This window comes from Hahella ganghwensis DSM 17046, from assembly GCF_000376785.1.
Taxonomy (GTDB): Bacteria; Pseudomonadota; Gammaproteobacteria; order Pseudomonadales; family Oleiphilaceae; genus Hahella; species Hahella ganghwensis.
On sequence record NZ_AQXX01000101.1, the window covers coordinates 17,468 to 38,315 of the forward strand.

At 50.9% G+C, this 20,848-nt stretch carries 14 protein-coding genes; 8 read left to right on the top strand and 6 right to left on the bottom strand.

Translation table 11 applies throughout. The features are described from left to right. Window positions 1–218 precede the first annotated feature (218 nt). From F566_RS0109720 to F566_RS0109745, 6 genes are all read left to right on the top strand, one after another. Window positions 219–1,535, top strand: a complete 1,317-nt coding sequence (locus F566_RS0109720) for an efflux RND transporter periplasmic adaptor subunit (protein ID WP_020406795.1) — start codon at window positions 219–221, stop codon at window positions 1,533–1,535. Window positions 1,536–1,558: 23 nt separating this feature from the next. Then, on the top strand, window positions 1,559–4,711 hold the full coding sequence (locus tag F566_RS0109725) for an efflux RND transporter permease subunit (RefSeq protein ID WP_020406796.1): 3,153 nt from the start codon (window positions 1,559–1,561) through the stop codon (window positions 4,709–4,711). Beyond that, on the top strand, window positions 4,704–6,236 hold the full coding sequence (locus F566_RS32445) for an efflux transporter outer membrane subunit (RefSeq protein ID WP_020406797.1): 1,533 nt from the start codon (window positions 4,704–4,706) through the stop codon (window positions 6,234–6,236). The genes F566_RS0109725 and F566_RS32445 overlap by 8 nt, the downstream gene beginning before the upstream one ends. A gap of 355 nt (window positions 6,237–6,591) precedes the next feature. Then, on the top strand, window positions 6,592–7,764 hold the full coding sequence (locus F566_RS32450; protein WP_245555213.1) for an efflux RND transporter periplasmic adaptor subunit: 1,173 nt from the start codon (window positions 6,592–6,594) through the stop codon (window positions 7,762–7,764). A gap of 6 nt (window positions 7,765–7,770) precedes the next feature. Further along, window positions 7,771–10,953 carry an efflux RND transporter permease subunit gene (locus F566_RS0109740; protein ID WP_020406799.1) on the top strand — a complete coding sequence of 1,061 codons (3,183 nt, stop codon included), beginning with the start codon at window positions 7,771–7,773 and terminating at the stop codon, window positions 10,951–10,953. Window positions 10,954–10,963: 10 nt separating this feature from the next. Beyond that, the gene (locus tag F566_RS0109745) at window positions 10,964–11,827 is read left to right on the top strand and encodes a pirin family protein (protein ID WP_020406800.1); all 864 of its coding nucleotides are present in this window, start codon (window positions 10,964–10,966) and stop codon (window positions 11,825–11,827) included. Window positions 11,828–11,874: 47 nt separating this feature from the next. On the opposite strand, the gene F566_RS35365 is transcribed toward F566_RS0109745, so the two are convergent. Both F566_RS35365 and F566_RS32460 read right to left on the bottom strand, forming a co-directional pair. After that, window positions 11,875–12,951 carry a sensor domain-containing diguanylate cyclase gene (locus F566_RS35365; RefSeq protein ID WP_020406801.1) on the bottom strand — a complete coding sequence of 359 codons (1,077 nt, stop codon included), beginning with the start codon at window positions 12,949–12,951 and terminating at the stop codon, window positions 11,875–11,877. A 278-nt stretch (window positions 12,952–13,229) separates the two neighbouring features. Further along, complete coding sequence (locus tag F566_RS32460) at window positions 13,230–14,099, bottom strand: helix-turn-helix transcriptional regulator (protein ID WP_020406802.1); 870 nt, start codon at window positions 14,097–14,099, stop codon at window positions 13,230–13,232. A 168-nt stretch (window positions 14,100–14,267) separates the two neighbouring features. Here F566_RS32460 and F566_RS0109760 point away from each other — a divergent pair, with 168 nt between their 5' ends. Together F566_RS0109760 and F566_RS0109765 are read left to right on the top strand one after the other, a co-directional pair. Continuing rightward, entirely contained in the window at window positions 14,268–15,182 is a 915-nt protein-coding gene (locus F566_RS0109760) for a DMT family transporter (RefSeq protein ID WP_020406803.1), read from the top strand. 250 nt (window positions 15,183–15,432) lie between these two features. After that, window positions 15,433–16,977 carry a long-chain-fatty-acid--CoA ligase gene (locus F566_RS0109765; protein WP_020406804.1) on the top strand — a complete coding sequence of 515 codons (1,545 nt, stop codon included), beginning with the start codon at window positions 15,433–15,435 and terminating at the stop codon, window positions 16,975–16,977. Window positions 16,978–17,055: 78 nt separating this feature from the next. Here F566_RS0109765 and F566_RS0109770 read toward each other — a convergent pair whose 3' ends face one another. From F566_RS0109770 to F566_RS0109785, 4 genes are all read right to left on the bottom strand, one after another. Further along, on the bottom strand, window positions 17,056–18,489 hold the full coding sequence (locus F566_RS0109770; RefSeq protein WP_020406805.1) for a hypothetical protein: 1,434 nt from the start codon (window positions 18,487–18,489) through the stop codon (window positions 17,056–17,058). Between the two features lie 167 nt (window positions 18,490–18,656). Next, window positions 18,657–19,211 carry a DUF4136 domain-containing protein gene (locus tag F566_RS0109775; protein WP_020406806.1) on the bottom strand — a complete coding sequence of 185 codons (555 nt, stop codon included), beginning with the start codon at window positions 19,209–19,211 and terminating at the stop codon, window positions 18,657–18,659. A gap of 46 nt (window positions 19,212–19,257) precedes the next feature. Then, entirely contained in the window at window positions 19,258–19,818 is a 561-nt protein-coding gene (locus F566_RS0109780; RefSeq protein WP_020406807.1) for a DUF4136 domain-containing protein, read from the bottom strand. Window positions 19,819–19,891: 73 nt separating this feature from the next. Next, the gene (locus F566_RS0109785) at window positions 19,892–20,824 is read right to left on the bottom strand and encodes a hypothetical protein (protein WP_020406808.1); all 933 of its coding nucleotides are present in this window, start codon (window positions 20,822–20,824) and stop codon (window positions 19,892–19,894) included. Between the last annotated feature and the right edge of the window lie 24 nt (window positions 20,825–20,848).

Consider the following 20,848-nt stretch of genomic DNA (forward strand, 5'->3'; position numbering starts at 1 on the left):
TGTTAAATACGAAATATAAATTAGACGATATACATACTCAAGTTCAAAATGGCACTTGTAATCGAACCGGTTTCTGACAGCCCTACTGACAGGTTGTTGTCAGTAGGTCAGTAGCACAATAGAGCTATCCATTTCGTTTTTTACCAGTGGTTAAAGTTATGCCGTCTCCTCCCATCCCCATTTCGGGGCACGATGACGGTCAATCCAAGGAGCTTGTAATGAAAACAGTCGAAGCTGATACCAGCCAGAGACTCAGTGGCAGATTCACCCTTGCCAGAAATACGTTTATTGGTCTGACAGGATTATTAATGCTATCCGCCTGCAGCGTTCCCGCAGAACCGCAGCAGACTTCACAGCCACCATTACCGGTCGTGGATGTGGCACCCGTCATCAACGAGACCATTACAGAATGGGATGAGTTCACCGGACGTCTGGAAGCCACCGAAACAGTCACCCTTCGCCCAAGAGTTTCCGGATATGTCGAGCATGTGGCTTTTGAAGAGGGTGCCTTGGTCAAGAAAGGCGATTTGTTGTTTGAAATTGACGCCCGTCCATATCAAGCAGAAGTTTCCCGCCTTCGTGCAGAACTGAAATCAGCACAATCGCGCCTGGCATTGGCCACGAATGATCTGGAAAGAGCCCAGTCGCTAGAAAGCCAGAATGCCATTTCCATCGAGCAGGTGGATAACCGAGCAGCAGACAAAGACCAGGCCGGTGCTCAAGTGGAAGCAACGGCTGCCGCTTTGGAATCAGCCCTGTTGAATCTCAGCTATACCAAGGTAAAAGCGCCCATCTCTGGCCGGGTTTCTCAGGCAGTAATCACAGAGGGCAACTATGTACAGGCAGGTCAGTCAGAACTGACCTCTCTGGTTTCCACTGACAAAGTACATGCCTACTTCGATGCTGACGAGCAGACCTATCTGGAATATCGCAGCATGCGTCAGGCACAGTCGGATTCCGGCGTAGAGACCAGTAAAACCCCGGTTTTCATGCGTCTTGCCAATGAAGATTCATATCCTCACCTGGGACATGTGGATTTCATCGATAACCAGATCAACCCCCAGACCGGCACTATTCGGGCACGAGCGGTTTTCGATAATACCGATAACCAATTCACCCCGGGTCTGTTTGTGAGGGTTAAGCTGGCCGCCAGTCCACAGTATGAAGCTGTGCTGATCAATGATCGTGCCGTTGGAACAGATCTTAATAACAAGTACGTTCTGGTGTTGACCGAAGATAACCGGGTGAACTACCGGGGCATTCAGTTAGGCCCGAAAATAGACGATATGAGAATCGTCCGTGCAGGCCTTAACGGCGATGAGAAAATCGTGGTAAACGGATTGCAACGGGTTCGCCCGGGAGCACAGGTTCAGACGGAAACCGTCTCCATGTTCTCTGATGAGTCACTGCAACACCTGTACAGCCAGCAAAAAATTATTGAGGCAAGCCTGCAACGACTGGATCCGCCTCTAACCGCTGAGCGTTCTCAGCCTGCTGATCAAACAGAAACGGATATCACTAAGCCGCGCGGTTAAGTGTCGATATCTGGAGATTTCGAATGAACTTTTCACAATACTTTATACAGCGCCCCATTTTAGCCGGAGTGCTGTCAATACTGATCTTTATTGCGGGTGCCATATCGGTATTTGAACTACCGATCACTGAATACCCAGAAGTAGTACCACCTACAGTTGTCGTTAGTGCGAATTATCCCGGGGCAAACCCCAAGGTTATCGCTCAGACGGTCGCCTCGCCACTTGAGCAGGCCATTAACGGAGTGGAGGATATGCTTTATATGTCCTCTCAATCCACTTCGGATGGCAGACTCAGTCTCACCGTCACGTTTGCCCTGGGCACGGATCTGGACAAAGCCCAGGTGCAGGTACAAAACCGCGTGGATCGTGCGTTGCCGCGTCTGCCTGAAGAAGTGCAGCGACTTGGTGTCGTGACCGAAAAGTCTTCACCTGACCTAACCATGGTGGTGCATATCACATCACCGGATAATCGCTACGACATGCTCTATCTGTCCAACTATGCCGTGCTGAACGTCAAAGATGAGCTGGCCAGGATCGAAGGAGTCGGAGATGTCAGGGTCTTTGGTGCGGGAGACTATTCTCTGCGTATTTGGCTTGATCCGGAAAAAGTTGCCAGCCTTAACCTGACAACGACCGATGTTATTCGGGCCATTCGTGAGCAGAACCGTCAGGCGGCTGCAGGTGCGATTGGTTCACCACCGGCAGCTGGTAACAGTGAATTTCAGCTACTGATCAACGTCAAAGGCCGACTACAGTCCGTAGATGAGTTTGCCAATATTATCGTCCGTGTCGGCGAGAAGGGTGAAATTACCCGACTGGAAGACATTGCCCGCATCGAGTTGGGTGCCAACTCATACGCCCTGCGTTCGCTGTTGAACAATCAACCGGCGGCGGCTCTTCCCATATTCCAGCGTCCGGGCTCCAATGCCATTGAGATCTCCGATAATGTCAGAGCCACCATGGCAGAGCTGAAAAAGACCTTCCCGGAAGGTGTCGATTACTCCATCGTTTATGACCCGACAGTGTTCGTCAAAGGTTCGATCAAGGCCGTTGTCAAAACGCTTCTGGAAGCAGTATTGCTAGTTGTGATTGTTGTGGTGTTGTTCCTTCAGACATGGCGTGCTTCGATCATTCCCCTGGTTGCCGTTCCGGTATCCCTGGTGGGCACCTTTGCTGTCATGCATCTATTCGGTTTCTCGCTCAACGCCCTGTCCCTGTTTGGTCTGGTACTGGCCATAGGAATCGTGGTGGATGACGCCATCGTGGTCGTGGAAAACGTTGAACGTAACATCGAGATGGGCAAGTCCCCGGTTGAAGCCACCAAGCAGGCCATGAAGGAGGTAACCGGCCCAATCATTGCCACATCGCTGGTTTTGAGCGCCGTATTCATTCCGACTGCATTTATCTCAGGCCTGACGGGACAGTTCTACAAACAGTTTGCCCTGACCATTGCCATTTCAACGATCATATCGACCTTTAACTCGTTGACACTGAGCCCTGCTCTGGCTGCGGTTCTGCTCAAAGGCCACAGCAGCAAGAAAGACCTGCTCACCCGGATCATCGATAAACTGTTCGGACGTTGGTTATTCGCACCTTTCAACCGCTTTTTCAATGGTCTTTCGAACACCTATACCATCGGTGTGAGACGTTTGATTCGCGGCAGTGCGATCGTGGTTGTGGTTTATGGAGGATTGCTGGCACTGACTTATGAACAGTTTTCCACCACTCCTACCGGTTTTGTTCCCGGACAGGACAAACAGTATCTGGTCTCTTTTGCCCAGTTACCGGATGCCGCCAACCTGGACAGAACGGAAGCGGTGATTCGCGAGATGTCACGCATCGCTATGGAGCACCCAGGGGTGGACTCTGCCGTTGCGTTTCCGGGTCTGTCTATTAACGGTTTCACCAACAGCCCGAATGCCGGTATCGTTTTTGTCACTCTGAAGCCATTCGAGGAGCGGCGGGACCCAAGTCTGTCAGCAGGCGCTATTGCAGGGCAGCTTAACCAGCAATTCGGCAGTATCAAGGAATCCTTTGTGGCAATATTCCCACCACCACCTGTACAGGGGCTTGGCACCATTGGAGGCTTTAAACTTCAAGTAGAGGATCGGGGTAGTCTCGGCTACGAAGAACTGTTTAGCCAGACCCAAAAGGTCATTCAAAAAGCCTGGGCAACGCCTGAACTAACCGGCATTTTCTCCAGCTTCCAGGTAAACGTGCCACAGATCGATGTGGATGTTGATCGGGAAAAAGCGAAAACCCATGGCATCCCGCTGAACGACATTTTTGACACCATGCAGGTATATCTGGGCTCGCTGTACGTTAACGACTTCAACATGTTCGGGCGGACCTATCAGGTCAACGTCCAGGCGGAACAGAACTTCCGCGAGGATGCCGATCAGATTGACAAGCTTAAAGTGCGTAACCAGTTTGGCGACATGGTGCCACTTGCATCATTTGTTGACGTCAGCCATACCGCAGGACCCGACAGGGTGATGCACTACAACGGTTATCCAACCGCGGAAATTAATGGTGCACCAGCTCCCGGATACAGTTCCGGTCAGGCCGAGGCTGCCATTACCAAAATACTGGAAAGTGAGTTGCCCAACGGAATGACCTTTGACTGGACAGACCTGACTTATCAGCAGATTCTGGCAGGAAATACCGCTGCCTACGTGGCCGCCCAGTACGAAAGCTGGTCGCTGCCGCTGGCCATTATCCTCATTGTGCCCATGACCCTGCTGTCAGCGATGACAGGCGTCATTCTCAAAGGAGGGGACAATAATATCTTTACCCAGATCGGGCTGATCGTTCTGGTGGGGCTTGCCACTAAAAACGCCATTCTGATTGTTGAGTTTGCCAAGGAGAAAGAAGACGAAGGTTTGCCTCTACTGGAAGCCATCATAGAGGCCAGTAAATTGCGTCTGAGACCGATCCTGATGACATCACTGGCCTTCATTATGGGAGTTGTGCCTTTGGTCGTGTCCACCGGTGCCGGTGCGGAAATGCGTCAGGCCATGGGGATCGCAGTATTCTCAGGTATGATCGGCGTCACTTTGTTCGGTCTGCTTCTGACGCCCGTATTTTACTATCTTGTGCGTCGTTTCCTGGCCAAGCGCAGTATGTCGCCCCAAACACCGTGGGAAAACATACAGGGGGAGGTCGTACATGGCTAGAAATAAATCGCTGAAAACAACCCAGACTTCAGGACGTATGAAGAACATCAAGTTAGCAATGACGTTTACTCTGGCCTCTACACTGGTTGGATGTATCACCGTGGGGCCTGACTATCAGGCTCCCTCAACCGGTGACCTGAGTATGGACGCTTCCCTGTTAACAACGGTGGACACGCAGCAACTGGAGGTAAACTGGTGGCGGCAGTTTAACGACCCGGACCTGGATAAACTGGTCCAGGCAGCACTGACCGGAAGCCCCAGCATCGCTGCCGCCCAGGCCAGAGTCACCGCCGCCAGAGCTGTCTTTGACGATACCCGGGACGATCTGTATCCAAAGGGGTCTGTGGGTTTGGGCTATGAAGCGGCCGAAGCTCCCGCTGCACCGGATTATGATCGCAGAGTAAAGTCAGATCACTTCAACACCGGCCTCAATGCGGGTTGGACACTGGATCTTTTTGGCCGTGTACAACGCTCTATTGAAGCGGCGGAAGCCAATGCCCAAAGCCAGGAAGCAGCGCTACGCAATGTTCAGGTGGAAATCGTTGCAGCAGTCGTGAAGTCCTATGGAGAGCTCAGAGCTGCTCAACATCGGGTACAGGTGGCTGAAGCTAATCTGGAAAACCTGCACGAAGTGCTCAAGCTGACCCAATTACGATTTGAAACCGGCGTAGGGTCTGAACTTGATGTGGCAAGAACCCAGGCAGAATATGCCGGTAACCAGGCCAGTATTCCGCCATTGCGTGCGCAGATCCAAAGAGCGATTCACCGTCTACAGGCATTAACCGGGCAAACTCCGCAACAACTCGATGGCTTGACCACGCCAAAACAGATTCCTGCCATTAATGTGGCATTACCGATTGGGAATCCCGCAGATCTGCTGCAGCGTCGCCCGGCTATCCAACAAGCAGAACGGGAACTGGCAAGTGCGACGGCGGAAATCGGTGTAGCCACTTCGGATCTGTTTCCTCAGGTGGAGGTGAGTGGCTTTCTGGGCTTTATCTCTGCTTCCGGTGCAGATCTGGGCACCTCGGCCTCCAAAGCCTGGTCAATCGCCCCTACCCTGAAATGGCAGGTACTCGATCTGGCTTCTCTCAAAGCCCGGGTACGGATATCGGAAGCCAGTGCCAAAGGCGCGCTGGCCAACTACCATCAGCAGGTTCTGACAGCATTAGAGGAAACCCGTAACGCACTGGTGACCTACGACCAGGACCAGCAGCGCTTCCGTTATCTACTGGCTAGAGAGAAAAGCAGCGCACGAGCCCAGGCATTGGCTCAGGCCCGATACAAAGCGGGCGTCATCGATCTGCTGGATGTGCTGGATACAGAACGGACACGACTGTCCGCTGAAGACGACGTTGCGCAGGCCGAGCTAAAAGTTTTCCAGGGAATAGCTGAAATATACCGTAGCCTGGGCGGAGGATGGAATCTCTCCCCGACTTTTGCCACTTTGGGAAATTCGGCAGTCAGCCGTTCTCACGCCCCTGAACAGGGGGCCAGTCCTACTGGAGCAGTCAATGAAAGCTAGATAGTGGTGTCATGATAGCCCTGCAGTCAACTCCTCGCCGACGTACCCATACAAGCTCCCGTTGGTGTCTGCAGAGTTGCAGGGCTATCACCCTTTTCCTAGCAGATTATACCGGGGGCTATTCCGGCTCCTCACCACCTGTTCAACAGGCTTTTCACCGGTATCAACACCACTTGGTTGCGCCACCTATTTCTGCCGTCATAGACCTATCTGCTAGCTCTTCCATGACAGATAAAATAGTAACTGTCACTGGTATCTATAGCCTGAGAGCCTTATCCTTAAAGCCCCCCGCAAATCCAAGCACAGTGATAGGTTTTTTATGTATAGCAAAGGATTGAAAGGAGCTTTGTTCCTCTTGGCTCTATCGTTGCTCACCGCTTGTAACGAATCAGTACCTCCCGCACAACAGCAGGGCGGACAAATGCCTGCGATGCCGGTCACCGTAGCCAAGGTTCTGCACGAACCCATCAGTGAATGGGACGAGTACACCGGGCGACTGGAAGCTCCCCAGACTGTGGAACTAAGACCCAGAGTTTCAGGCTACATCAACAAGGTTTTGTTCACTGAAGGCTCAATTGTGAAGCAGGGGGATCTGCTGTTTGAAATTGATGCTCGACAATATCAGGCTGAGGTCAATCGTTTGAAGGCAGACCTGAAAAGCGCTGAAGCCCGACTCAAACTGGCGAACAGCGATCTTAACCGCGCCCAGAGTCTGCGTAAGCAAAGTGCGATTGCCATTGAACAGGTAGAGTCCAGAAGTGCGGATCTGGATCAGGCACAGGCTAACGTCGAATCTATTAAGGCAGCCCTGGATGTGGCACAGCTTAATTTGAGTTTCACCCGTGTCACCGCGCCGATTAGCGGCAAGGTTTCCCGTGCCCAGGTGACCGCAGGAAACTATGTTTCTGACGGCGACACAGTATTGACCTCATTGGTTTCCATGGACAAGGTATACGCTTATTTCGACATCGATGAGCAGGCATATCTGCGCTTCCGAAGCCAGAACGGCAAAGCCAACCGCTCTGTCCAGATGCAGCTGACCAATGAACAGGGTTACCCTCATACAGGTACGCTCAACTTTGTAGACAATCAGGTCAATCCGCAAACCGGCACAATTCGGGTCCGGGCAGTATTCGATAACCCCGACAATCATTTTACGCCAGGATTATTCGCCCGGTTGAGGCTGGTCAGCAGCGAACAGTATCAGGCCATTCTGATCAATGATCGCGCCGTTGGAACCGACCTCAACAATAAATTCGTCCTGGTTCTTGGCGGCGACAATACCCTGGAATACAGAGCCATCCAGCTTGGTCCAAAAGTGAGTGGTTTGCGGGTGGTACGCTCAGGCCTTGCTCCTGAGGACAAAATTGTGATCAAGGGTCTGCAACGGGTGTATCCAGGCAGCCAGGTACAACCAGAGGAGGCGCCAATGGCAGAACCCGAAGTGCTAGAGGCTCTAAGGGCTGATAGTCATCTGGCCGAGTCTCCAGTGGCAGGACAGGGAACCGCAGAAGCAACCGAGAGTTAACGGATTATGAACTTCTCACAATTTTTTATCCAAAGGCCGATCTTTGCCAGCGTTTTATCATTCCTGATTCTGATCGCCGGTCTGATCTCCATGTTCCAACTACCCATCACCGAATATCCGGAGGTGGTACCACCAACTGTCGTGGTTCGTGCCAACTATCCCGGCGCCAGCCCTGAGGTCATTGCCGAGACGGTTGCCTCGCCACTGGAACAGGCGATCAATGGCGTTGAGAACATGCTCTATATGTCCTCGCAGTCGACCTCGGACGGTGCTTTGGGCATTACAGTGACCTTTGCTCTGGGCACAAACCTCGATGACGCCCAGGTATCCGTTCAGAACAGGGTCAGCCGCGCATTACCGCGACTTCCCGAGGAAGTACAGCGATTGGGAGTGGTGACCGAAAAGTCCTCACCCAACCTGTCAATGGTGGTCCACCTGTTGGCACCGGAAAATCGCTACGACATGCTCTACCTGTCCAACTATGCAGAACTTTACGTCAAGGATGAATTGGCCAGGGTCGAAGGAGTTGGTCAGGCTCGGGTATTCGGCGCCGGAGAGTACGCACTCCGTATCTGGCTTGACCCTGAAAAAGTCGCCGCTCTCAATCTGACAACAACAGATGTCATTTCGGCAATCCAGGAGCAGAACAGACAAGTAGCTGCAGGGACTATTGGTGCACCTCCCGCCACGACGGCCAGTGACTTTACACTGACGGTCAGCGTTAAAGGCAGGCTGGACAGCGTGGAGGAATTCGAGAATATCGTGATCCGAGTCAGCAATGACGGCGCGGTTACCCGCCTTAAGGATATCGCCCGCGTGGAACTGGGATCCAGCAGCTATGCGATGCGGTCACTACTGGATAACAAACCGGCGGCTGCCATTGCGATCTTCCAGAGCCCCGGCTCCAACGCCATCGAAATATCCGATAACATCCGGGCCAAGATGGAAGAACTGAAAGCCACCTTCCCTGAAGGAGTGGATTACAACATCGTCTATGACCCCACCATCTTCGTCCGGGGCTCAATTGAAGCCGTAGTGAAAACATTGCTGGAAGCGGTTCTGTTGGTGGTCATTGTCGTGGTCCTGTTCCTGCAGACCTGGCGCGCATCGATCATTCCTCTGGTCGCAGTACCCGTGTCATTGATCGGTACCTTTGCAGTCATGCAGCTATTCGGTTTTTCGCTGAACGCCTTATCATTATTCGGGCTTGTACTGGCAATCGGAATCGTCGTGGATGATGCCATCGTTGTAGTGGAGAACGTCGAACGAAATATCCAACTGGGCAAGCCGCCTATTGAGGCAACCAAACAGGCAATGCGGGAAGTTACCGGACCGATTATTGCGACTTCGCTGGTATTGAGTGCCGTGTTTATTCCCACCGCATTCATCTCTGGGCTAACAGGGCAATTCTATAAACAGTTCGCTCTGACCATTGCGATATCAACCATCATTTCAACGATCAATTCCTTAACGTTGAGCCCCGCACTGTCAGCTCTGCTTCTGAAACCACATGATTCGAAGAAGGACCTGCTGACCCGTGCACTCGATGGCCTGTTCGGATTCTGGCTGTTTCGTCCCTTTAACCGCTTTTTCAGCAAGCTTTCCCATGGCTACACCTGGTCTGTGCATAAGGTCATAAGGGGCAGCGCGATCATTCTGGTGATCTACGGTGGCTTGATCTACCTGGGTTATCATCAATTCACCACGACACCCACGGGCTTTGTGCCTCAGCAGGACAAGCAATATCTGATCTCCTTTGCCCAGTTGCCGGATGCCGCGACCCTCGACCGGACGGAAGAGGTCATCCGCCGAATGTCATCCACTATTCTGGAACATCCTGGCGTAGAATCTGCCGTCGCATTCCCCGGGCTGTCTATCAATGGCTTCGTTGCCGCCCCCAATGCAGGCATCGTGTTTGTCACACTGAAGCCATTCGATCAGCGTACCACCCCGGAACTATCCGCAGGGGCTATCGCGGGGGCTTTGAATCAACAGTTATTCGGAATACAGGAAGCCTTCGTTGCGATCTTCCCTCCTCCACCGGTGCTGGGCCTGGGAACCATTGGCGGATTCAAACTACAGATAGAAGATCGGGCAAACCAGGGTTATGAAGCCCTTTATGCTCAAACCCAGCGTGTGCTGCAGCGGGCCTGGCAAAGCCCGGAACTGGCTCAGGTATTTTCCGGGTATCAGGTGAAAGTCCCTCAGATTGAGGTCGATGTGGACCGGGAGAAAGCCAAGTCCCACGGGGTTTCACTAAATGATGCTTTTGCCACCATGCAGGTCTATCTTGGTTCCCTGTATGTTAATGACTTCAATGAATTCGGCCGGACCTATCAGGTAAAAATTCAGGCCGAAGCCCGCTTCCGGGAGGAAGCAGACCAGATCACCCGGCTGAAGGTGCGCAATGCTGATGGAGAAATGATTCCCCTGGGCAGCTTTGTCACCATTCGTTATACCGCCGGTCCCGACATGGTGCAGCACTATAACGGCTACACAGCTGCCGATATCAATGGCGGCCCGGCACCCGGCTACAGCTCCGGTCAGGCTGAAGCGGTTATTACCAAAATTCTGGATGAAGAATTGGGGAATGGCTTCGCCTTCGAGTGGACAGATCTGACTTATCAACAGATTCTGGCTGGCAATACCGCCATCTATATTTTCCCACTGGTGGTACTGCTGGTGTTCCTGGTCCTGGCCGCTCAATATGAAAGCTGGACATTGCCTCTGTCGATCATACTGATTGTACCGATGACTCTGATGTCAGCCATGACGGGTGTTATCCTGTGGGGCGGCGATAACAATATCTTTACTCAGATAGGGCTCATTGTTCTGGTCGGTTTGGCTACGAAGAACGCGATTCTGATCGTAGAGTTTGCCAAAGACAAAGAAGAGGAAGGCATGAGCCTGATTGAAGCGGTGAAGGAAGCCTGTCACCTCCGGCTACGCCCGATATTGATGACCTCTCTGGCCTTTATTATGGGCGTGGTTCCTCTGGTGTTATCCACAGGCGCAGGTGCGGAGATGCGTCAGGCTATGGGGATCGCGGTGTTCTCCGGTATGATCGGAGTCACTTTTTTCGGTCTGTTGCTGACACCGGTATTCTATTATCTGGTCCGTCACTTCATCGATCGTAAATCCACACGGCCGGAACCTCTAGAAGATGAGGTGCCCAGCCCTAACCTCTAAGGAGGCGAAAATGGCCACACGATTAAAAGCCAAAGAAGCTGATCTTGGTGAATTCTCGGTTCAACGAATATTGCCACATACTGAGAAAAAGATGGTGGGGCCGTTTATCTTTGTGGACTACATAGGTCCGGCGGACTTTCCCGCCGGCCATGGAGTGAACGTCAGACCGCATCCCCACATTGGTCTGGCGACCATCACCTACTTGTTTGAAGGGAGTATTCTGCACCGGGACAGCCTGGGTAACGTCCAGGAAATTTTTCCAGGTGATGTAAACTGGATGACTGCCGGTAAAGGGATTGTTCACTCCGAACGCGAAACACTGGAAGTTCGTGCCACCAACCACCAGCTTAACGGTCTACAATGCTGGGTCGCTCTGCCGGAAGACAAGACCGAGATTGAACCAAGCTTTACCCACATTAAAAAGGAAATCCTTCCCCATATCATTCGCGAAGGCCTTGTAATGAGGCTGATTGCAGGCAGTGCCTACGGCCAGAGTGCCCCGGTCAAAACCTATTCCAAAATGTTCTATTTGGATATTCTTGCTGACAAGGGATCTATATTTGAAATTCCAGACCCGGAGATGGAGACCGCTATCTATGTACAGCAGGGTGAAGTCAACATTGCAGGCGACTCATACTCTCCCGGAGATTTTATTCTGCTGGGGAATGAAACACGGGTTGAAGCTCTCAACTGCAGTCGCCTGATCATGTTAGGTGGGGAGAAGTTTGAAAGAACACCCTATATCCATTGGAATTTTGTCGCCTACAGCAGGGACGAAATCAATGATGCCAGACAACGCTGGGAAAACGGCGAATTTCCCGCGATTCCCGGAGATAACCTGGAATTCATCCCCTTGCCTTCACGCAAGCTGTAAACAGGATCTTCCGAGTCTTACGGGATAAAAAAGGAAACACCGAAGCTTCAGCTTTCCATCAATGTGTAGGTGTTGCGCCCTCGTTGCTTCGCCAGATAAAGATGTTGGTCTGCAAGATCGAGCAACTCCAGAGGCGATTCCAGGTGATGTGGATAACCGACAATGCCGCCGATACTGATCGTCACAACCGGATGATAAGCAGATTTGGCATGAGGGATCTTTTCTTTCTGAACCGCCGCCAGGCAACGTTTGGCGACCTCAGCCAGGTGGTCTTTTGTGTTGGGTAAGATTGCGACAAATTCTTCTCCGCCGAATCGTGCCAGAATATCCCCCGGACGACCTATCTGTTTGCTGAGAACATTGGCGACACGGCGCAAGCATTCATCACCAGCTGTATGGCCGAAGTTGTCGTTGAATAACTTGAACTGATCAACATCGATCAACAGGATAGCCAATGGTGATTTCTCTCTCCTGCACCGGCGCCATTCGATGTCGTATTGACGCTCAAAGAACCGACGATTTGCCACTTGAGTCAGGGCATCTGTAATCGCCATATCATTCAATTGTTCATTGATTGTTTTCAGCGCCTCGCTCTGCTTTTGTAGCATTTCCAAAGTGTCGCGCAGGCTACTGATCAGTGAATCGCGTTCCATTTCCCGCTGCTTCTGCTGAGTGATGTCCCGACACACGGCAAACACACCCTGGAAAACATTATGGGAATCAAATATCGGAATCTTCATGGAGTCCAGGAGGTACCTGCTCTGGCTCCTCCGTCTGGACAGCCAAACCTCAGAACGCACAGGTTTACCGGAGGAGAGAATTTCCTCGTCGCTTTCTTGAAAGCTTTGTGCTAAATCTGGCTCAAACAGCTCCGCTGCGGTCTTACCGATGACTTCCTGTCGAGGAATACCGGTTTTATCACAGAATGCCTGGTTCACCAGACGCATAGTAAAGTGCCTGTCTTTGATAAAGACCATATCTGGAATGTAATCCAGAGCAGTCTCCAGCGTCGTTTCCAAAGACGAAAGTGGAATGGCTAGCCCTGTTTTGCTTGCCGGTTGCAATAGTTCTATCAAGCTGTCTTTCACCATCGTTTGCAGGGTCTGATCATTTTCCCAACCCATTAACTTGCGGTGGAATGGCCCTGAAGGTTCTACAAGAAACTACATGAGCCCACATACTTAAATTAAGTAGTTCTTATTTTTTCCTTGCTTCAATCACTTAATGTGAAAGACCTTACATCAGCACCTTCTTTGAGTGCCTGTTTCAATAGGGGCAATTGAGCGATTTTATCACCTCCCTGGACAATAAAAATAACGATGTTGTCCTCTATGCCAAATAGCATAAGCCAATTAAGGATGAGAGGCCATGATCTATCGTGTTTTTTCTCGGGTATTGCCCACTATAGCTCGCGCATAAGCCGGGCTGGCGTGACTCCATACTCGCGTTTGAAATGGGCGGCAAAGTGACTCTGGTGGGAAAAACCGCAGGCGAGTGCGGTTTCAATCTGAGATGACCCTTCTTGAAGCATCCCCATCGCCTTACGTACCCGAATCTTGGTCACATATTGGTGTGGAGTCAGGCCGGTGCTTTGTTTAAACATGCGGGCAAAATGGAATGGGCTTAATCCGATGGCCTCGGCCAAACACTCCAGAGGAAGCTCCTGCCCGGCATGGACATCCACATAGTCCGCAATGATTTTCAGCTGGCGTCGACTCAATCCTCCTTTGGGGTAACCCGCTACTGAGCGACGACCGACAAACTCCTGAATCAGGCATCCCATTACGTCATAGAAAGCCTGCTGAAGTTGTAAACGCTCACTTACATCATGCCACGGGCTCTGGATGACAGAATGGCACAAGCGGGACAGCTCCGGATGATCAGCAAATGTCAGATCCGGCAAACTTACCAGACGGGAATCAATATCAAAGGATTCCAGTGCAAAAAACTTGAGGGCGGCATCAGAAATATAAAAGTGTATAAACTCCTGCGGTTCACCCACACCCCATTCAGAATCCTGAGTTGCAGGCATCAGACAGAGCTTGCCGGGACTGCCACAGCCGGCTGTGGGCAAATCCAGGCGCCGGGTATTGTGTCCACCGGAAAGGTACAAACTCAAAGTGTGATGGTCAACCTGGTGATATTTGACCCGGTCCTGTTGGTTCTTCCAGCGGGCCAGAGACAGGTCCTGGTTAAGGACGCAAAAATCCTGCTGAACGGCCTTGGATTCATTCAGGGTATCTCTGACGTTGGTGAAGTTGGATTTCCGCATGCCTCCAAAATATGTTGATTTATTACTTTACACAAGATCTGGCACTGTCCTGACAGGTAAAAAAGCGCAAGATTCTGCTATTTACCGCAATATTGTGCGCGCACTGTGCATAAATAACGGTATAGCATGATCAACTATTATTAGCTGTTACGGAGCGGTATACAGGTTATGAATCTTGCCTTATATGTTACGACTGTCCTGATCTGGGGGACGACCTGGCTGGCCATCCATCTGCAGATTGGAGATACCCCGGTGCTACTGTCGGTTTTTTATCGCTTTGCGCTGGCAGGTATGCTGTTTCTCCCCTTGCTGATGCTGCTGAAAAAAAGACAGGCCACGAATAGCCGGGATCACCTCTTCTTTGTGCTGCAGGGAGCTTGTCTGTTCTCTTTCAACTTTATCTGTTTTTACAACGCCAGCATATTTATCGTCAGCGGACTGATATCTGTGGTTTTCTCTCTGGCGACACTGTTCAATGCGTTCAACAGTCGTCTGATATGGAAACACTCGATTACCCCGGCCGTTATTGTGGCTACTCTGTTTGGATTGACCGGCCTGACCCTGTTGTTCTGGAACAATATTGTCGATAACGGTTTTAATGCTGAAACCCTCTACGGACTCGGTCTGTCCGCCCTGGGAACCTTTCTGTTTTCGATGGGGAATATGGTGTCTGTCCGCAACACCCGTCATGGAATCAAACCATGGACCAGTAACGCCTACGCCATGGTCTACGGCGCTATCATCCTATTCATCGGCATCCAGGTGACCGACACAACCTGGTCTATCAGCACCGATCCAGTATATCTGGGCAGCCTCCTGTACCTGGCAATCCCCGGTTCTATTATCGGCTTTACCACCTATCTGAGCCTGGTTGCACGCCTTGGCGCGAATCAGGCCGCCTACGCCACTGTAATGTTCCCGGTGGTGGCACTCACCATTTCAGCCTGGGTGGAGGATTATCAGTGGACTCTCATGAGCTTTCTGGGTCTGCTTCTGGTGCTGCTCGGTAACTCGATTGCATTAGGTGGCTGGCAATGGCTGCGGCGTTACCGCCTGCGCCTCACTGCCGCCAAAGCCAGCTAGCAATGTATAAGTCTAACCAAATTAGGTAAAAAAAGAAGGTTAAGAGGCAGATCATAAGAAAGACGAACAAAGGGAAATCAGCGGAAGGTGATATCCGCCAAACAATCGTGGTTTTTTGATTTTTCCTTTTCAAATCCAACCAAAACGAGTATTTGTAGCCATGATAGGCATCAGGGGCTGGTGAATACATGGAGCCCCCTTCAGTCCCTGAGCTATATCGTATAAAGATAATAATGAAAGGAGTCCAACGATGCTCAATCTGGCTACAATACTTGATGAAAGCGCCAAAAACCTTCCTGAAAAGGAAGCGGTTGTCTGCGGTGATATTCGCCTGACTTTTGCCCAGCTTCGTGACACCACCAATCAAATCGCCAATGGCTTGATTGCCGCCGGTATCCAACCCGGTGACCGAATTGCATTAAGCTGTCCCAACCTGCACTTTTTTCCCCTGGCATACTTCGGCATTGTGAAGGCCGGCGCAGTCGTCGTGCCTTTAAACATATTGCTCAGTTCCCAGGAAATTGCCTATCACCTGGCGGATTCTGAGGCGAAAGGCTTTATCTGTTTCGAAGGTAGCCAGGAGCTCCCTTTCGGCCCCAGAGGGTGGGAAGCCTTCAATAATTCCCCCCACTGCCAGCATTTCTGGCTGATCGACAGTGGCGCAGCTCTGGTCTCAGACACCACTGTTGAACACTTCTCGGGATTGCTTGAAAATCCTGCAACAACCACGGATGTTGCAACCCAGGCGGATGACACTGTGGTGGTTCTCTACACTTCCGGGACCACCGGAAAACCCAAGGGCGCGGAACTGACACACGCCAATATTTTCCTCAATGTAGTGCAGTTTGCCCGTCTCAGCCATGCACAGACAGAGGATAATCAATTGGTTGTCCTGCCTCTGTTCCACACTTTTGGCCAAACAGTACAGATGTGCGGCAGCCTCTATAACGGCAACAAAATGGTCTTGATCCCACGCTTCGAACCACAGGCGGTTGTAGACGCCATGCTGAAGGAAAAGATCACCGTATTCTGTGGCGTGCCCACGATGTATTGGGCTCTGCTACATAATGTAGATATCAGTGAAGATCAGGTAGAGCAAATACGCTCTACATTGCGTCTGTGTGGAGCCGGGGGATCGTCTCTGCCACTGGAAATCATCAAGGGATTCGAAGCCAAATTCCATGTGCCGATTCTGGAAGGTTATGGCCTGTCGGAAACGTCTCCGGTAGCGTCCTTTAATCTACTGGATAAACCACGTAAGCCAGGGTCTGTGGGAATGCCGATATGGGGTGTGGATATCAGAATCGTCGACACAGAAAACCAGGAATTACCGCGTGGTGAAAAAGGCGAGATTATTATACGCGGTCATAACGTTATGAAAGGTTATCTCAACCGCCCCGATGCGACCGCTGAGGCTATTCGAAATGGCTGGTTCCACAGTGGAGACATTGGTTATATGGATGAAGAGGGTTACATTTTCATCGTCGATCGCGTCAAAGATATGATCATTCGCGGAGGATATAACGTTTATCCAAGAGAGCTTGAAGAAACCATTCTGGAACATCCTGCCATTTCTCTTGCCGCTGTTGTCGGCATTCCTGATGATCAATACGGTGAAGAGGTCAAAGCCTTTGTCATTCTCAATGAAGGTTCGAACCTGACAGACGAGGAGTTGATCAGTTGGTGTAAAGAACGGATGGCGGCTTTTAAATACCCAAGACTTGTGGAAATCAGGGAATCACTTCCCATGACCGCCACCGGCAAAATTCTTAAACGCGAGTTAAAAAACCTATAGGCTCCACGCCTCTTAGAACTGACTCACATGCAATGGAAGGCTTTAATGCCTTCCTGTTCTACCACAGACGACCTGTGCTCATTCTTCAGGTACGGATGGCTGCCAGTCAAAATAATGCTCAAACAGTTCGGGATCGTCAAAATGGCGTCGGCTGGCAAAAGCAGTGGCGTGATGTCCCCACTGTCGCATGGAGCCGGCTGCCACCACCCCCATATTCCAGATAAACAATTGCTCCAGCCGCCCGGTGCCGGGAACAATACCGTCCGGACCAAATAGATAGTCCTCGCCAAGCGGCTTTTGCCGCAATTCATTATAGGAGGACAATTGGTAACTCTGTCCTGGTTTTATTTGCCCAGCTTTCTCAAACTCCAGGCCCACCACATAGTGCTGCTCACTATTTAAACGCACCACCGGTCGATATTCAGGACCCGGAGACAACACCGGCAAGACGGATAACGCCTCGCCCGTATTGGAGCTGCCTTCAAAGACGATGCCTTCCTGCGCCGGGAACCATTTGTTATAGCAGCCACATGGGTGCACTGAGTCGTAAAAAATCACATCTCCTTTCCAGTTCAGAGTCACACGCCACATCAGGCCATCCAGTTCACCACCCAGAATATCAAATGGATGCTTCTTCGGGCGACTGGCGTACCACCAGACATACACCAGTTGAGGTACCCATTCACCTTGCCACCGTGTCGTAGTCACCATGGTGAACAGTTCCGGCTGTTCATTGACACTCCAGTGACCATCCAGCCTGAAAGGCCTCCCTATCCGGTCATGCGGGTGGCCGTATTCCTGCTCTATCACCGGACTGTAATAGGCGAGAAGTTGATTCTCTTCAGGAATACTGAATTTTGGCAACCCCAACTCATCCTGATGAACACTTTCATCAAATAGTTTAATGATGTCGTCCCATTCAGGCCTTTGTGGAAATACATAGCGATGCCAGGTAGCACTATCATCTTTCTCATACTCCTGAAAAGTTGACGACACCTGTTCATTCAGAACATTCACTCTCCAGCTCACAATGGGCTGAAACAAAGGGTACAGCCCCACGCGTCTGCGAGCAGTCGAGTAAGCATCAGGCCGCGGATGTTGTCGAACGTAATTCCAGAAATCACGATTATCGATCAATGTAGGCAACACATGGCGAAGACAGGTCTCAAGAGACTCCAGTTCCATGGGCTGCTCAAGCTTTGCATTTTCAATTTCCCGAGCAAAGCGACCTCGTTCGTATGCTTGAAGGAGCCATCGATATTGTTGCTGAGAAGAGAGCCCCTGACGGGACAGGTAACTTGCGTTTCGGTCAACACGAAGAAAGGGATATTTGGGAAGTGGCCAGTCCTGCGCTTCAAACACACCCGCATCAATGACCTGAAGCTGAAACTCGCTCCATAGGTTGCTGCATTCGCTGGAAGCAACAAGTTCCGGATCCTGGTATCCCTGTCGCGCGCAGCCGGACAATACCAGGAGACACACAGTCAGAAGAGTACTGACCTTGATATTCATGATTAAACTCCTGCTGGGGTCTATTGACGTTTCATATGACACGCAGGAAGGCTAATCCAGATACAGCTACCTCAACATTTCCTGTTCATCTTACTATTCTGCCTGTCGCAGCAGGCAATGAATACTATACCAACTTACAATAGTAATAGTTTTTCATGTTTTCTGGTTTACTGTTTGTCCTGGCCGGGAGGAAAACGTTCAAATATTGCCTGAACGGATAATTTCACCATCTGATCCTTTTCTTCCGGGCTCATATAGCTGTCCACTCTCTCAACAGCTTCAGACTGCCAGATGACCCGATTACTGGCAGGCTCCACCATCTCCACGGAAAGAATGCCCACCTCGTAATCATGCGCCACGATTTCATGATCAAATGGATCGCGATGCCAAAATCCAAGAGAAGGATAACTACGATACTCAGTACGCTGTTCAATACGATAACGAGAAGACAGCAATATATCTGGATCAGGAGACTCCGTAATACCACGGGCGGCCATTTCACCAGTCACCGCTGCTTTGATTCTCTGGGTCTGCAACGGTACAGGTTGGGGGGTTAATCCCGCGACCGCGGAATCATTCCACTGATAGGTCTTCACTGTGGAAAAGTCATACCCCGGAGCATAGTCCTGTCGGACCTGAACGCCCGAACACGCAACTAATCCATAGCAAATCAGGCCAAAACAAATCACCTTGAGGGCACTTTGTTTTAATTGGTTCAACATCGCTATCTCCTTTTCCACATCATGTTTCTGTTCACCTCCCTCCCCCTCAGGAAGATGGTGGAAACTCTTGTAACATGTCGCCAACAATTCGCCGGATTTCTGCCTCTCTGGCGGAAGGAGTTTCATCCTCACTGAGTTGCTCTGTAGACTCGGCACTCCAGATAACTCTGGAGGTCACTGGATCCACCATTTCCAGCACCAGGCGCCCTCGTATCACCTCGGTTGCCGGTGGTTGGGTACGGAAAGAAATACCAATTCCGGTATGGCCGCTGGCAATTCCATATCCCAGACCATAGCTGATACCTTCCCGCCGAATTTCCTTATCCTGTTTGATATGCCAGCTGGCGAGTATTTCTGCATCAGCTGGCTCGACCAGGGAGTACCCCTTATTCCTCATAAACAACATGACGGCCTGCTTCACACGCTCATCCGTCAGGGACAGGGATTGAGACTCATCCGTGTCAATGCTCATGGCATATCGGTTCAACCCCTGGAAACTTGCCCCCGATTGATAATCCACCACGACCTTGGGACCGGCGCAACCTGTCATAACAGTAGATGTCGTGACGATGGCAGTCACCAGGAAAAAGCTTGTCAGTAACTTCATGAGACCTCCCATCGGCTTTTGGCAACAATTCATCCAGTTCGCCGTTGCGCTGGCACATCTTTATGCCACGTTATTAACGGAACTCCAGTGTTTTCAGCCTGACGTCAACTTCACCTACCACATCAATATCTCCGCGCATCAGGACGACCACTTGTCTGTCCGGATCAACAAATAACCTGACTGTTCCCTTGAACCCAAGGAAATCGAAGTTTTTTGCCTGGCCTTTTCCCTTCCACGGAGAGGCTTCCATCAGAATCTCCTGAGTGGTTGTACTCTCTTTGATACGTTGCGTTGAACTATCTGGTAACTTTTCTTCAAAATCTATATCGGTCTTCGTTGTTCCCAGGAATTTCAGGTTAAGCTCCACAATCCCATCAGGATCAAACAGGTAAAGCTTTTGTTCTTTTCCCGTTTTTGACCAGTCAACAACATTGAGGAAATAAAACAACCCTTCCGGCTCCATCAGAGTGTTCGATGGCAGATTGTCCGGAAGTGTATAAAAGTCTTCGCCGGTATCACTCCACTGTTCCCAGCTCTGACTTGATTCTCCGCTACTGGAAGGAAAACGTTTGATCGAGTAGACCTGATCCGGAAGATAACGATAACGTCGGTAACGCTCTTTATGACCGGTACGCAAAGAGCTCATTTGAAGTATCCCGCCATCCGGATTCATCCAGGTCTGAATGAGAGTATTTCTCCCCAGTACACTGCTTTCAATTTTCGTCAGAATCACTTGCTCTGCGGAAGGTAGCAGAGCTACCTGATCCGCAACAGGATAGAGCTGCAGACGTGCCTGGGTATGATCTGTGCTGGACAGCTGAACCCTGGTATTTGCCGTGATAAATAATTTTCTGGCCTGATACTGGAGATCAACCGGACGAAACGTTTCCGGTTGCAGAAGTGCGTCCCCGGCTGCATGTACCATGCCTGTCAGTGTCAACATCCACCCAAACAGCAACCATATGGCATATTTACCTGAAAGCAGCCTGTGACATAACTCTGACACGTTAAAATACCTCTGTTCCTGTCC